Raw genomic sequence first — 13,246 nt, 5'->3', positions numbered from 1 at the left:
GCCCGACGAGAGTGTCGGGCTGGAAGGAAGGGGTTAACCGCCGAACTGGTCTGGATCGGGTCCCAGACGTTTACCCTGATCGAGTTTCGCGATTTCGCCTAATTCATCTTTATCCAGGCGGAAGTCCCAGACGTTAAAGTTTTCTACGATACGCGCAGGGGTGACCGATTTCGGAATCACCACCAGGCCGCTATCCAGATGCCAGCGGATGACAATCTGCGCGGGTGATTTGCCATATTTCTCTGCGAGGTCACGGATTATCTTTTGATCGAAGACATCTTTGCCGCCCTGTGCCAGTGGACTCCAGGATTCGGTCTGGATTTTATGTGTGGCGTTCCAGGCGTGCAGTTGGCGTTGTTGCATGAGCGGGTGAAGTTCTATCTGATTAATCACCGGAGGTACGCCGGTTTCATCCATTAGCCGCTGGAGATGGTTGATCTGAAAGTTGCACACGCCGATGCTCTTAATCAGCCCTTCTTTTTGCAGGTCTATCATGCTTTCCCACGCTTCAACGTAGTGGTCGATCGCCGGAACGGGCCAATGCATCAGATACAGATCGAGGTAATCAAGCTGGAGTTTCTCCATGCTTTCGAGTAAGGCTTCCCGGGGGCGTTTCTGGTCATCATTCCACAGCTTAGTGGTAATGAATAACGCTTCCCGCGGCACGCCTGCATCGCGTATTGCTTTGCCGACACCTTCTTCATTTTTGTACGCTGCCGCGGTATCGATTGAGCGATACCCCACTTCCAGCGCTTTATGAATGGCGGTGATGACTTCTTCGTTGCTTGCCTTCCAGACCCCCAGGCCCAGTTGTGGCATGACGTTGCCATCCTGTAGTTTTATAATGGTTGGAGTGGTCATAATTCCCCCCTTAATGTCTGTCACCGGAACATACTCCGGTGACATAGGTGTGACTTAAGCCTGGTATAAATACCCAAAAACGAAAGGTGGAGGTCAAAAAACCTTAGCGGGCAGCTTCGTAAATCCGACGGCTGACGTCGAGCGTAATGTCCTGATGTTCTCCCAGTTTTGTATTACCATGGGCTTCCAGTTTTTCCAGTAACGCCGGGATAGAACTGCCGTCCAGACCGTAGTCAGACAGGCGAGTCGGTACGCCCATTTGCTCGAAGAAAGCGCGGGTTGCTGCAATGGCGGCATCGATGCGCTGGTCATCGCTTCCTTCGGTGATATTCCACACGCGTTCAGCATACTGCAGCAATTTGGCGCGCTTGGCATCGCGTTTTTCATTCCACAGCGCTGGCAGAACGATGGCCAACGTTTGGGCATGATCGAGACCATGCATTGCGGTCAGTTCGTGACCCAGCATATGCGTTGCCCAGTCCTGTGGTACGCCTGCACCAATCAGGCCGTTGAGTGCCTGGGTTGCCGCCCACATGACGTTTGCACGGACGTTGTAATTTTCCGGCTCCTGCAATGCTTTCGGGCCTTCTTCGATAAGCGTCAGCAGAATGCCTTCGGCAAAGCGATCCTGAATTTTCCCGTCGACCGGATAGGTCACATACTGCTCAACGGTATGAACGAACGCATCCACGACACCGTTAGCAACCTGACGCGGCGGCAGTGTATAGGTGTAAACCGGATCCAGCACGGCAAATACCGGCTGCACAAACGGGGTCATAAAGGCCAGTTTATCGCCAGTTGTTTTACGTGAAATTACCGCACCGGAGTTAGATTCAGAGCCGGTAGCTGGCAGGGTTAATACGGAGCCCATCGGGATGGCGCTTATTACGTCATTACCGTGGGTTTCCAGAATACGCCATGGATCAACGCCGTCCGCGTACTGTGCCGCAGCCGCGATGAATTTGGTGCCATCCAGCACTGAACCACCGCCCACCGCCAGCAGGAACGTCACTTTCTCATCACGTACGATTTTTACCGCGTTCATTAGCGTTTCATAAGACGGGTTCGGCTCAATACCGCCAAACTCAATCACGTCCAGACCTTTTAGCGCGTCCTGAACCTGTGCCAGAACGCCGGTTTTTTTCACGCTGCCGCCGCCGTAGGTAACCAGTACGCGAGCGTCCTGAGGGATTTGATCGCGCAACTGTGCAATTGCGCCTTTACCAAACAGAATGCGGGTTGGGGTATGGAGATTAAAATTGTTCATTGCTCGTTCCCTTATGTGGGTAAAAAAGAGGGCAGGAGAGTATCTGCCGGATGATGAACATTGTGGTCGTCAGTCGCGTAGCTCTCAATGCTCATTTCTGCCGATGTCTTGCCCATTTCTACAGACGACTGGAGAAAAAGTATAAATCTGCGCATTATGGCAGAGTTACAAACCGATGATGAACTGGTGCTCTATGAACCGTGATGAGATCTGCCTTCTGCTGACAGATAAAATTAAGCAGTTGAAAAATAATGAAAATAAACTCAGCGAACTGCTGCCAGATGTTCGTCTGCTCCACGGTACTGAGCCAGCGGCGCGTACACCGGTGATGTATCAGCCTGGCATCATATTTCTCTTTTCGGGGCATAAAATTGGTTATATCAATGAACGCGTATTTCGTTATGACGCCAACGAATATCTGTTGCTGACAGTACCTTTACCCTTTGAATGTGAAACGTATGCGACGCCGGAGGTTCCACTGGCCGGTATTTACCTGAATGTCGATATTCTGCAATTGCAGGAGCTGTTGATGGACATTGGGGAAGACGAGCTGTTCCAGCCCGCCATGGCGGCGAGCGGGATCAACTCCGCGACGCTCTCTGACGAAATTCTCTGTGCCGCTGAGCGTCTGCTGGATGTGATGGAGCGGCCGCTGGATGCGCGTATTCTGGGAAAACAGATCATTCGCGAGATCCTCTACCATGTGCTGACCGGGCCGCGTGGCGGCGCGTTACTTGCGCTGGTTAGTCGCCAGACGCATTTCAGTTTGATAAGCCGGGTGTTGAAGCGAATTGAAACCAAATACACCGAAAACCTCAATGTAGAACAGCTGGCGGCAGAAGCGAACATGAGCGTGTCGGCGTTTCATCATAATTTTAAAGCGGTGACCAGCACATCGCCGCTGCAATATCTCAAGAGTTATCGGCTGCATAAAGCACGGATGATGATGATCCACGACGGAATGAAGGCCAGCGCGGCCGCCATGCGTGTCGGCTATGAGAGCGCATCGCAATTCAGTCGTGAGTTTAAACGTTTCTTTGGCGTAACGCCGGGAGAGGATGCGGCCAGAATAAGAATGATGCAGGGGAGTTGACTTCTTGTCGGCCTGACAGGTACACCGTACGCCTTAAAGCTGCGTGCTATAAGGCGAAATGCCGGAGAGTATCCGGCCTACGGATGCGATTCAGGCGCTACAGTATTTTTTTTTAATCACCACGAACAGCGTTCCCAACAGACCTGCAGTTAACAGGGCAATCGGCAGGATCATTAAAAAGGTCATCACCTGATCTTCATGGCGTTTGACGAACGGGATCATGCTCAGCGCATAGCCGAAGCCGGTGACGACCGTGACCCACAGCAGTCCGCTCAGCCAGTTAAAAAACTGGAATCGACGATTAGGAAGCCCTGAAATACCCGCCATTGTTGGCAGCAGGGTACGAACGAATGCCAGAAAGCGTCCGGCCAGCAGCGCCATCAACCCATGTTGATCAAACATACAAGTGGCACGCTGATGATACTTTTCAGGTAATTGCGCCAGCCAGCCTTTTACCGTCCGCGTGTTGCCCAGCCATCGTCCCTGAATGTAGCTCAGCCAGCAGCCCAGACTGGCTGCGGCGGTCAGAATAGCTATGGTAGGTAAAAAACTCATCACGTCCTGAGCGATCAGTGCACCTGCCAGCAATAACAGGCTGTCTCCGGGTAAAAAGGAGGCGGGCAGCAGGCCATTTTCTAAAAACAGTGTGGCGAACATAACGAAGTACACCACGCTCACAACGTGTGGATCCGCCAGCGCGGCAAAATCGTGTTGCCAGAGCGCGGAGACAATATCTTGAATGACTACCATGGACTTTCCTGTGGAACAGCGTTTATGTGTGGATTGTACTCCTGAATTGTCCGGGATGCCTTGATCCCGGACGCAACAATTGCAGACTTTTCCACCAGAAGTGTCTGCATATATGTCCATCTAGGGCAATTTTACTCGATTCGGGCAAATCCTGCGGCTAAATCGGCAATCAGATCGTCAACATTCTCTAAACCGATATGCAGACGGATGAGCGTTCCACTGAAGTCCACCTCGCCTTGTGGACGAATTGCCGCAATGTGCTCCGGCTGATTAGCGAGAATCAACGACTCAAAGCCGCCCCAGGAGTAAGCCATGCTGAACAGGTTGAAGTGATCCATATACGCGCTCAGCTCCTCATGATTGAGTTTCTTATTCAATACGAACGAGAACAGACCGCTGCTGCCGGTGAAATCACGCTTCCAGAATTCGTGACCCTTACTGCCGGGCAGCGCTGGGTGGTTCACGCGGGCGACCTGCGGATGGCTGGCCAGCCATTCGGCAACCTTTACGCTGCTTTCATGATGCTGACGCAGGCGTACGCTCAGCGTACGCAGTCCACGGCTGGTCATATAGGCAGTATCGGCATCCAACATTTGTCCCATCAGATACGCATTTTCGCGCAGTTGATCCCAGCAGCGGGCATTGGATACCGCCGTGCCGACCATGCCATCGGAATGACCAATCAGATATTTGGTGCCAGCCTGAATAGAAACATCGATGCCAAAATCCAGCGCTTTGAACAGCACCCCGGCAGCCCAGGTGTTATCAATCATGATGATCGCGTCAGGTGCAACGCTTCTGACGGCGGCAACAATAGCCGGAACATCATGCACTTCCATGGTGACAGAGCCGGGCGATTCCAAAAATACGACTTTGGTGTTCGGCTGCATGTGCTTCACTATATCGGCGCCAACCAGCGGATCGAACCAGCCGGTGGACACGCCAAGCTTGCCGAGAATTTTTGTGCAGAAATCCTGGCTGGGTTCATAGGCGGTGTTGGTCATCAGCACATGATCGCCTTGCTCCACAAAAGCGAGGATGGTGTTTGCCACGGCTGCCGCGCCGCAGGGGAATAAGGCGCAACCTGCCCCGCCTTCCAGTTCACACATCGCCTCCTGCAGGGAGAAATGCGTCAGGGTTCCGCGACGTCCGTAAAAAAGTGCGCCGTTAGCCCGGTTATGGGTAGCCTGTTTTTTGGCCTCTAAGGTGTCAAAAACCAGCGAAGAAGCGCGCTGGATCACGCTATTTACCGAGCCCAGCGTGTACTTTTTACTGCGCCCTGCATGCACAAGTTTGGTTTCAAGTTGTTTATCTGCCATGTTGTTTGACCTGTTTTTATACGTCTGGATGTCTAAACTACCATGAATCAAAGATGACGCATCCCGCAGAACAGGCATACAGTAGAAAATAATCTCAAACTGCGTCTGGTGACTTTTTTACTGCGTAAGCGCAAGGAAAAGAAACCAAAGGTGCGGCACTATGTAAATAGTAATGAGAACGACTATCAATTCGACGTCGTTTTGATATCATTACGCACAGATTTTGTGACTTGCGTCCTGGAGATACAGAGTGGGTAATAATTTGATGCAGACGGACCTTTCCGTCTGGGGTATGTATCAGCACGCCGATATCGTGGTTAAGTGCGTGATGATTGGGCTGATTTTGGCGTCAGTGGTCACCTGGGCAATTTTCTTTAGTAAGAGCCTTGAGTTCTTTACTCAGAAACGCCGCCTTAAGCGCGAGCAGCAACTGCTGGTGGATGCTCGCTCTTTAGACCAGGCAAGTGAGATTGCCGCAGGATTCGATGGCAAAAGCCTGGGCGCGCTGTTGATTAACGAGGCGCAGAATGAGCTGGAACTGTCTGAAGGTAGCGACGACAACGAAGGTATTAAAGAACGTACTGGTTTCCGTCTGGAGCGTCGCGTCGCGGCGGTAGGGCGTCATATGGGGCGCGGTAACGGATACCTGGCGACCATCGGGGCTATCTCTCCGTTCGTCGGGCTGTTCGGTACGGTATGGGGCATCATGAATAGCTTCATCGGGATCGCGCAAACCCAAACGACCAACCTGGCCGTTGTTGCGCCGGGTATCGCAGAAGCGCTGTTAGCCACCGCGATTGGTCTGGTTGCAGCAATTCCTGCAGTTGTTATCTATAACGTTTTCGCACGTCAGATTGGCAGCTATAAAGCGATGCTGGGCGATGTCGCGGCGCAGGTGCTGTTGCTGCAAAGTCGCGATCTCGACCTGAACGCTAGCGCATCCGCGCATCCGGTACGTGCTGCGCAGAAATTACGTGTAGGATAATGTTCCATGGCAATGAGCTTTAATGAAAACCTGGACGATAACGGTGAAATGCATGAAATAAACGTGACGCCGTTTATCGACGTTATGTTGGTTTTATTGATCATCTTTATGGTGGCTGCGCCGTTGGCAACGGTGGATGTGAAGGTGAATCTCCCTGCTTCCACCAGCACACCGCAACCGCGTCCGGAAAAACCGGTTTACCTGTCTGTGAAAGCCGATAAGAGTATGTTTATTGGCAACAACCAGGTGACGGACGATACCATGATTAGCGAGTTAAATACGCTGACTGATGGCAAGAAAGACACTACGATCTTCTTCCGTGCGGATAAAACCGTCGATTATGAGACCATGATGAAGGTTATGGATGCTTTGCATCAGGCGGGGTTCCTGAAGATTGGTCTGGTTGGTGAAGAGACTGTAAAAGCGAAGTAATCCTCATTGCCGGGTGAGGGGGGGCCTTACCCGGCCTGCAGCTCCTGATTCAACGTTCTCCACTCGCCCTTATCTGTCTTCATCCAGGGCGACTGTCGTTATCCTGGTTGGCTCGTAGTTGCCTTCAGACAGTTTACGCGTCAGGCGAAGGGTGGCTGTTTCTCGCCTGAGAATATGCTGATATGCGCTTTCCAGCCGGGTCATTATTTTGTCCCGCAGTTCCGGTTGCTGTTCCATAATGGCCTCAATGGCGGCGCCGTAGATCTCTTCTTTAGCTTGTAGCGCATAAATCTCACGGCGATTTTGCCATTTCATTCGTACCAGCGCGGCGGGGATAGAAACAATCTCCTGAGCGACGCTTTCCAGCGTCGCGTTTTTATTGGCAATCAACACGGCTAAATTTTGCTTTAAGACAAACTCATCGCTTTTATGGTCATCTAAAGCCAAATAAACATTATTATCCTCAATATCTTTCATTTTATTTCTTTTCCAGAGAATAAAAAATAGGATCGCTGGTTTCACGTGTGATTAAATTAAGCCAAATTTTATTACCTTGCTCATTTATGATAGCTGTTTTTGTGGACAAAATTTTACTTAATTCTTGAGCGTTAATGTCGCCTTCTGCTTGTAGTGAATTGAGCAAGCGAGTGAATGACTCAATTTTCGCGGCACGAAACAAACGCTCTTTTAAATGACGATCACACTCTTCAAATAACATATTGCGTGCCTGACCGGTAGCTGTAGCGCTAATCAAAATATCGGGTTCGTAATCGCTTAACGTTCTCTTTCCCTGATTCAAATTTTCACTATTATCTACGGGTTCAGTATTGGTAGATGGACTGGATAAGTGAAAATGCGAGGGAACAAGATGCTCAGGAAGCATGTTGAAATATCCTTTGATGCCAATGATATGTTGTTTTAAATAAATCAGGCCGCGTTGACAATAGCATGGCGTAATTTTAAAATCAAAAAAAATGGAGCCAGTATATGAACAGTATATTTTATTCTGTTATAACCCTGCTATTGCTGACCTGCGGGGTACTTTTTTTAATGCGCAGTGTAAATAAAAACCGATATGCAGAAAATGGACATTCTGAAAACCAGCCGGAAATGCTGAGTAAAGAAGAAGGCGAGGACCATTTCTCGGTATTGATGAATTCGATTACCCCAGTCTGGTATTGGCGCGTTAATCACGAATATATCGATTTTATCCACTCCACGATCAAACTGATGACAATGGTGGAGTTGAATGAGATTCCTGGATTATTTGATGCACAGCGGCGTTGCAGCGACCTCAACTCTGCGGTGTATAAATATTACGACAATATTAAAAAACGCTGTTTGAGCGGTGAGAAGGTCCCGCATGCTGACCTGGACGTGCTCAACCTGCGTCAGTGCTTCAGGGAGTTCAGTCTTGAGGCTTATCCTGCACTTGTCGCGCTGGTCTGGCCGGAGTATCAACGCCCGGAGATCAACGCGGAAGAAGTGTGAGGGGACTGTCGGGTCTGCATTACGTGCCGGGGAGGTTAACGACACCTTCCGGCACGGAGTGATAAACAGCTATTTGTCCGATGAGGCCTGCCACAGGTTCAGCTTACCGTCTGCGACGTGCTTATCGATCTGCGCCAGTTCTTCGGCACTGAACGTCAGGTTCGCCAACGCCTGAACGTTTTCCTCCAGTTGCTCCGGCCGGCTGGCGCCAATTAATACCGAAGTCACCCGGTTGTCTTTCAGCAGCCAGCTTAAGGCCATTTGCGCCATCGACTGTCCTCGCTGTTGCGCCATCTCATTGAGCAAACGCAGGCTGGTAAGATTTTCTTCCGTCAGCATGTTTTCCGTCAGCCCACGGGCTTTTTTCCCTTCACGTTGCATGCGTGAACCTTCCGGAATGCCGTTGAGGTATTTCCCCGTCAGCAGCCCCTGGGCCAACGGCGTAAATGCGATACAGCCCATGCCGTTGGATTCCAGTGTATCCAGCAAACCGCTACTGTCTACCCAGCGGTTAAGCAGGTTGTAAGAAGGCTGGTGGATCAGCAACGGAATTTTCCACTCCCGCATCAGCTCGGCCATTTTCTGCGTACGCTCCGGGGAATAGGATGAGATACCGACATACAGCGCTTTACCGCTTTGCACCGCATGGGCCAGGGCTGAGGCGGTCTCTTCCATTGGCGTATTTTCGTCAACGCGGTGTGAGTAGAAGATATCGACATAGTCGAGGCCCATGCGTTTCAGGCTCTGGTCGAGGCTGGCGAGCAGGTATTTGCGCGAACCGCCAGAACCGTATGGACCTGGCCACATGTCATAGCCTGCTTTGCTGGAGATGATCAGCTCATCACGATATTGTGCAAAATCCTCGCGCAGTAATCGGCCAAAATTCTCTTCTGCGCTGCCCGGAGGCGGTCCATAGTTATTGGCTAAATCAAAATGCGTGATGCCTAAATCAAATGCTTTACGCAGCAGGGCGCGCTGTGAATCCAGCGCCTGAACGTGCCCAAAACTGTGCCATAAACCCAGCGATAGCGCGGGTAAACGCAAACCGCTGCGCCCACAGTAACGATAGAGCATCTGCTCGTAACGTTCAGGATTGGCAAACCAGGCCATGAGATCTCCTTAGTGCAGGTGAATTTCGAAACAACGTTTCTATTCTAGCGGGTTCCCGCTGAAGATCCCGTTCACCAGGTCACACTGGGATGAAAAACTGGGTAAAAACAGACCACTGTGTTTTGCGTATAAAAACATCAATCAGGAGCGCTGCCATGCCGCGTTTAACTGCGAAAGACTTTCCACAAGAGTTGCTCGATTACTATGATGGTATCCGAATTAACGAGGGGCCTGCTTATGAGGAGGCACTCAAGGCCAATAAGAGAGTCTATGAGGCATATATCTATCCCGGCGTTAATCATGGTTTTCATAATGATTCGACACCACGTTATGATAACACTGCTGCTGATTTATCCTGGAAACGCACTCTTACATGGTTTAATGAATATTTACGATATAAAACAAAGGATTATTAAATGATTCAGGCTAATCATCTGAATAGTAATGCTAGCTAATTTCATTAGCATTCATGTTGATATAGTGTAAATAGATATTGAATGTACTTAAGAAAGTAAAAAAATAAAGAACGCATTATATCTTCTCTGTTGCCTGCCGATAACAAGGATAAGTATCGCCTGATGGCGAATTCCTCATCAACGGCAAGGAAATTATTATGCGTTTGCTGAAAAACTTCACTATTCGTATTGTCATGTTGGCAATACTAGGACTTTTTTGCCTGCTCTGGTCGGGCGTGGGTTTATTCAGTCTTCATTCTTTATCAAAAATATCTGAAGGCAATGATATTGACCGTCATCTCGTCCATCAGATGACGGTGCTCAGTCAGGGGAACGATCAGTACTTTCGCTTCGTTACGCGGTTAAGTCGCGCCATGGACGTCAAAATGAGTGGCGGAACGCCTGATTTTGCGCCGGCGCAGCAGTCCCTTGAGAACATGAGCAAAAAACTCCAGGAGATGAAAACATTGTCTCCAGGCCCCATGGATCCGGAAGTTGCCGCGGCGGTACTGACGAAGTGGCAGGCGCTGCTGGACAATGGCGTGATCCCGCAAATGCAGCTGGCAAAGCAGGGCACGCTCACGGCCTTTGCGGAACATGCCAGCACCATAACGCCAGCGCTGAGCCGTGAATTTGGCGCCAGTGCCGAACGTTTTAACGCCACGGCAGGAGAGCGGCTTGATACCACCCGTGTTATGGTCGATGGCAAAACGTCTATCATCCGGACGTTAATTATTACTGCCGTGATCCTCGGTATTGCCCTACTGTTCTTTACCGACCGTTACCTCGTCGCCATGATGGTGAAACCTCTGGGACGCATCCGTCAGCAGTTCCAACAGATTGCGCAGGGCGATCTCAGCCATCCTATTGAAGATTTTGGGCGTAACTGCGTGGGCCAACTGGTGCCGTTACTATGCGCGATGCAGGACAGCCTGCGCGAAGCCGTCAGTACCATTCGTTCAGGTAGTGACAACATCTGGCGAGGAGCTACGGAAATTTCCACCGGTAATAACGATCTCTCCTCACGTACTGAAGAGCAGGCTGCGGCGCTGGAAGAGACCGCTGCCAGCATGGAGCAACTGACCGCCACGGTAAAACTTAACGCCGAAAATGCGCGTGAGGCCAGCCAGCTTGCCGATACGGCGACAGAGACGGCAGGTAAAGGCAGCACGCTGGTTTCTGAAGTGGTTGAGACGATGGATGGCATTGCCGCCAGCTCGAAACAGATCGCCGAAATTACGTCTGTTATTAACAGTATTGCTTTCCAGACCAACATTCTGGCGCTTAACGCCGCAGTTGAAGCTGCCAGAGCGGGCGAGCAGGGACGTGGTTTTGCCGTCGTTGCTGGTGAAGTACGTAACCTTGCCAGCCGGAGCGCCGGAGCGGCGAAAGAAATTGAGACGCTGATTGGCGAATCGTCGCGTCGTGTCGATCAGGGCGCTCGTCTGGTTAAAGAGACGGGATTAACCATGGAGGCAATTCTCCGCGGTGCCACCGAAGTGACCGTTATCATGAAACAAATTGCCTCTGCCTCGGAAGAACAGAACAAGGGCATCTCGCAGGTGAGTGTGGCGATCACCCAGATGGATAGCGTCACGCAACAGAACGCTGCATTGGTTGAGCAAGTCTCTGCCGCGGCTGTGGCGCTGGAACGACAAACGGAAGAGCTGCAACGCTCGGTGCAACAGTTCCGCCTGTCTGCGAATGATGTGCAATACGCTGCTGCGAATACCACTTCCCCTTCAGCAGACAGCAAAACGTCTGCGGCCGCCAAAACGGACGAGTGGGTGTCCTTTTAAGCAGGCGCAAAAAAGTACGTGAAACCTCTGGCCTTTGCTTAAAAAATCGCTATATAATTTATTATATAGCGATTGGGGGTTACGCATGGACAATCATTTTGGAAAAGGTCTGATGGCCGGATTAAACGCGTCAAGCGCGGATAGCGCCCGTATGGTGGCCAATTTTTGTGCTGATTATAAACGCGGTTTTATACTGGGATTTTCACATCGTATGTTTGAAAAAACGGGCGATCGGCAGCTTAGCGCGTGGGAGGCGGGCATCCTCACGCGCCGCTATGGCCTGGATAAAGAGATGGTGATGGATTTCTTTAAAGAGAACCAGTCCAGTACGACAATTCGGTTTTTCATGGCTGGCTATCGGCTCGAAGCTTGATCCGAAAGGGGTATTCCGTTGCTTTAATTAATTACACTATTGACCAACACCTTCGTTTTGTTGCTCCGTCGAAGTAATATATCGCACATAACCATATAAAAAGTGTGGTAAATGGCGCGCCGATCGCAATATGCAACATGCGAATGGTGCAAAATAAAAAGCCAGGTCTTCGCAACGGAATAACTATAAAATGACTGGAGATAACTCTCTCATCAATTCGAACGGCATCAATCGCCGTGATTTCATGAAGCTTTGTGCAGCACTGGCCGCTACCATGGGGCTCAGTAGCAAAGCCGCCGCAGAAATGGCCGAATCAGTTTCTCGTCCTCAGCGCCCACCAGTTATCTGGATTGGTGCTCAGGAGTGTACGGGTTGTACTGAATCGCTGCTTCGCGCGACACACCCTACAGTGGAAAACCTCGTTCTGGAGACCATCTCTCTCGAATACCATGAGGTACTCTCTGCCGCCTTCGGCCACCAGGTTGAAGAGAATAAACATAACGCTCTGGAGAAGTACAAAGGGCAATATGTTTTAGTTGTAGATGGTTCTATCCCACTAAAAGATAATGGTATTTATTGCATGGTTGCCGGTGAGCCGATCGTGGATCACATCCGCCGGGCCGCTGAAGGCGCTGCCGCTATCATTGCCATCGGCTCTTGCGCCGCGTGGGGTGGTGTTGCTGCCGCTGGCGTTAACCCAACGGGTGCAGTCGGCTTGCAGGAAGTTCTGCCAGGCAAAACCATTATCAACATCCCCGGCTGTCCGCCGAACCCACATAACTTCCTTGCAACGGTCGCGCATATCATCACTTACGGTAAGCCGCCGAAGCTGGATACCAAAAACCGTCCGACATTCGCCTATGGCCGTTTGATTCACGAACACTGCGAACGTCGCCCGCACTTCGATGCTGGCCGTTTTGCGAAAGAGTTTGGCGATGAAGGCCACCGTGAAGGTTGGTGCCTCTACCATCTGGGCTGTAAAGGACCAGAAACCTACGGTAACTGTTCAACGCTGCAATTCTGCGATGTTGGTGGCGTGTGGCCGGTGGCTATCGGTCACCCTTGCTACGGCTGTAACGAAGAAGGCGTCGGTTTCCATAAAGGTATTCACCAGCTTGCTCATGTAGAAAACCAAACGCCACGTTCCGAGAAACCTGACGTCAATATGAAAGAAGGCGGCAATGTTTCTGCCGGAGCGATTGGGCTGCTTGGCGGCGTAGTAGGACTGGTTGCCGGTGTCAGCGTGATGGCGGTTCGTGAACTGGGGCGTCAGCAGAAGAAAGATAACGCTGACTCACGGGGAGAATAACC

General features: G+C 50.9%; 15 protein-coding genes. 8 read left to right on the top strand and 7 right to left on the bottom strand.

Annotated elements, in window-relative coordinates; translation table 11 throughout:
• Window positions 1-33 precede the first annotated feature (33 nt).
• Together dkgA and yqhD are read right to left on the bottom strand one after the other, a co-directional pair.
• A complete protein-coding gene (dkgA, locus tag OGY15_RS04600) occupies window positions 34-861 on the bottom strand; it encodes a 2,5-didehydrogluconate reductase DkgA (RefSeq protein ID WP_151217720.1) in 828 nt (275 codons plus the stop codon).
• 103 nt (window positions 862-964) lie between these two features.
• A complete protein-coding gene (gene yqhD, locus OGY15_RS04595; RefSeq protein WP_286538513.1) occupies window positions 965-2,128 on the bottom strand; it encodes an alcohol dehydrogenase in 1,164 nt (387 codons plus the stop codon).
• Window positions 2,129-2,321: 193 nt separating this feature from the next.
• Between yqhD and OGY15_RS04590 the strand changes: the two genes are divergently transcribed.
• Entirely contained in the window at window positions 2,322-3,221 is a 900-nt protein-coding gene (locus OGY15_RS04590; protein ID WP_029139662.1) for an AraC family transcriptional regulator, read from the top strand.
• Between the two features lie 90 nt (window positions 3,222-3,311).
• Here OGY15_RS04590 and yghB read toward each other — a convergent pair whose 3' ends face one another.
• Window positions 3,312-3,971, bottom strand: a complete 660-nt coding sequence (gene yghB / locus OGY15_RS04585; RefSeq protein WP_187253254.1) for a DedA family general envelope maintenance protein YghB — start codon at window positions 3,969-3,971, stop codon at window positions 3,312-3,314.
• 131 nt (window positions 3,972-4,102) lie between these two features.
• Window positions 4,103-5,290: a cystathionine beta-lyase gene (gene metC, locus OGY15_RS04580; protein WP_252838758.1), complete on the bottom strand. Its 1,188-nt coding sequence runs from the start codon at window positions 5,288-5,290 to the stop codon at window positions 4,103-4,105.
• Window positions 5,291-5,540: 250 nt separating this feature from the next.
• Here metC and exbB point away from each other — a divergent pair, with 250 nt between their 5' ends.
• Both exbB and exbD read left to right on the top strand, forming a co-directional pair.
• Window positions 5,541-6,275, top strand: coding sequence for a tol-pal system-associated acyl-CoA thioesterase (gene exbB, locus OGY15_RS04575; protein ID WP_151217716.1), 735 nt, complete (start codon window positions 5,541-5,543; stop codon window positions 6,273-6,275).
• A gap of 6 nt (window positions 6,276-6,281) precedes the next feature.
• Window positions 6,282-6,707, top strand: coding sequence for a TonB system transport protein ExbD (exbD, locus tag OGY15_RS04570; RefSeq protein ID WP_151217715.1), 426 nt, complete (start codon window positions 6,282-6,284; stop codon window positions 6,705-6,707).
• 69 nt (window positions 6,708-6,776) lie between these two features.
• On the opposite strand, the gene OGY15_RS04565 is transcribed toward exbD, so the two are convergent.
• Both OGY15_RS04565 and OGY15_RS04560 read right to left on the bottom strand, forming a co-directional pair.
• Window positions 6,777-7,184, bottom strand: coding sequence for a cytoplasmic protein (locus OGY15_RS04565; RefSeq protein WP_187259009.1), 408 nt, complete (start codon window positions 7,182-7,184; stop codon window positions 6,777-6,779).
• A 1-nt stretch (window position 7,185) separates the two neighbouring features.
• Window positions 7,186-7,590 (bottom strand): hypothetical protein, encoded by a 405-nt coding sequence (locus OGY15_RS04560; protein ID WP_187253251.1) that lies wholly within the window; start codon window positions 7,588-7,590, stop codon window positions 7,186-7,188.
• 104 nt (window positions 7,591-7,694) lie between these two features.
• Between OGY15_RS04560 and OGY15_RS04555 the strand changes: the two genes are divergently transcribed.
• Entirely contained in the window at window positions 7,695-8,198 is a 504-nt protein-coding gene (locus OGY15_RS04555; protein WP_286538508.1) for an ESA_00282 family adhesion-associated protein, read from the top strand.
• 69 nt (window positions 8,199-8,267) lie between these two features.
• Here the strand turns inward: OGY15_RS04555 and OGY15_RS04550 are convergent, their stop codons facing one another.
• Window positions 8,268-9,308 carry an aldo/keto reductase gene (locus tag OGY15_RS04550; protein ID WP_187253250.1) on the bottom strand — a complete coding sequence of 347 codons (1,041 nt, stop codon included), beginning with the start codon at window positions 9,306-9,308 and terminating at the stop codon, window positions 8,268-8,270.
• Between the two features lie 89 nt (window positions 9,309-9,397).
• Between OGY15_RS04550 and OGY15_RS24785 the strand changes: the two genes are divergently transcribed.
• The 4 genes from OGY15_RS24785 (at window position 9,398) to hybO (ending at window position 13,244) form a co-directional block, all read left to right on the top strand.
• Window positions 9,398-9,724, top strand: a complete 327-nt coding sequence (locus OGY15_RS24785; RefSeq protein WP_502872268.1) for a dienelactone hydrolase family protein — start codon at window positions 9,398-9,400, stop codon at window positions 9,722-9,724.
• Window positions 9,725-9,921: 197 nt separating this feature from the next.
• A complete protein-coding gene (locus OGY15_RS04540) occupies window positions 9,922-11,562 on the top strand; it encodes a methyl-accepting chemotaxis protein (protein WP_187253249.1) in 1,641 nt (546 codons plus the stop codon).
• Between the two features lie 85 nt (window positions 11,563-11,647).
• Window positions 11,648-11,935 (top strand): DUF2623 family protein, encoded by a 288-nt coding sequence (locus OGY15_RS04535; RefSeq protein WP_151224347.1) that lies wholly within the window; start codon window positions 11,648-11,650, stop codon window positions 11,933-11,935.
• Between the two features lie 190 nt (window positions 11,936-12,125).
• Window positions 12,126-13,244 (top strand): hydrogenase 2 small subunit, encoded by a 1,119-nt coding sequence (gene hybO, locus OGY15_RS04530; protein ID WP_040233985.1) that lies wholly within the window; start codon window positions 12,126-12,128, stop codon window positions 13,242-13,244.
• Window positions 13,245-13,246 lie beyond the last annotated feature (2 nt).

Source organism: Citrobacter sp. Cu231 (assembly GCF_030332265.1).
Lineage (GTDB): Bacteria > Pseudomonadota > Gammaproteobacteria > Enterobacterales > Enterobacteriaceae > Citrobacter > Citrobacter meridianamericanus.
The sequence above is the reverse complement of the archived record's forward strand: the minus strand, read 5'-3'. Positions and strand labels throughout refer to the sequence as shown.

Excerpts from the sequence above, each read along its gene's own strand:
- dkgA (WP_151217720.1), bottom strand. The coding sequence starts at position 861 with ATGACCACTCCAACCATTATAAAACTACAGGATGGCAACGTCATGCCA.
- yqhD (WP_286538513.1), bottom strand. The coding sequence starts at position 2,128 with ATGAACAATTTTAATCTCCATACCCCAACCCGCATTCTGTTTGGTAAA.
- OGY15_RS04590 (WP_029139662.1), top strand. The coding sequence starts at position 2,322 with ATGAACCGTGATGAGATCTGCCTTCTGCTGACAGATAAAATTAAGCAG.
- yghB (WP_187253254.1), bottom strand. The coding sequence starts at position 3,971 with ATGGTAGTCATTCAAGATATTGTCTCCGCGCTCTGGCAACACGATTTT.
- metC (WP_252838758.1), bottom strand. The coding sequence starts at position 5,290 with ATGGCAGATAAACAACTTGAAACCAAACTTGTGCATGCAGGGCGCAGT.
- exbD (WP_151217715.1), top strand. The coding sequence starts at position 6,282 with ATGGCAATGAGCTTTAATGAAAACCTGGACGATAACGGTGAAATGCAT.
- OGY15_RS04565 (WP_187259009.1), bottom strand. The coding sequence starts at position 7,184 with ATGAAAGATATTGAGGATAATAATGTTTATTTGGCTTTAGATGACCAT.
- OGY15_RS04560 (WP_187253251.1), bottom strand. The coding sequence starts at position 7,590 with ATGCTTCCTGAGCATCTTGTTCCCTCGCATTTTCACTTATCCAGTCCA.
- OGY15_RS04555 (WP_286538508.1), top strand. The coding sequence starts at position 7,695 with ATGAACAGTATATTTTATTCTGTTATAACCCTGCTATTGCTGACCTGC.
- OGY15_RS04550 (WP_187253250.1), bottom strand. The coding sequence starts at position 9,308 with ATGGCCTGGTTTGCCAATCCTGAACGTTACGAGCAGATGCTCTATCGT.
- OGY15_RS24785 (WP_502872268.1), top strand. The coding sequence starts at position 9,398 with ATGAAAAACTGGGTAAAAACAGACCACTGTGTTTTGCGTATAAAAACA.
- OGY15_RS04540 (WP_187253249.1), top strand. The coding sequence starts at position 9,922 with ATGCGTTTGCTGAAAAACTTCACTATTCGTATTGTCATGTTGGCAATA.
- OGY15_RS04535 (WP_151224347.1), top strand. The coding sequence starts at position 11,648 with ATGGACAATCATTTTGGAAAAGGTCTGATGGCCGGATTAAACGCGTCA.
- hybO (WP_040233985.1), top strand. The coding sequence starts at position 12,126 with ATGACTGGAGATAACTCTCTCATCAATTCGAACGGCATCAATCGCCGT.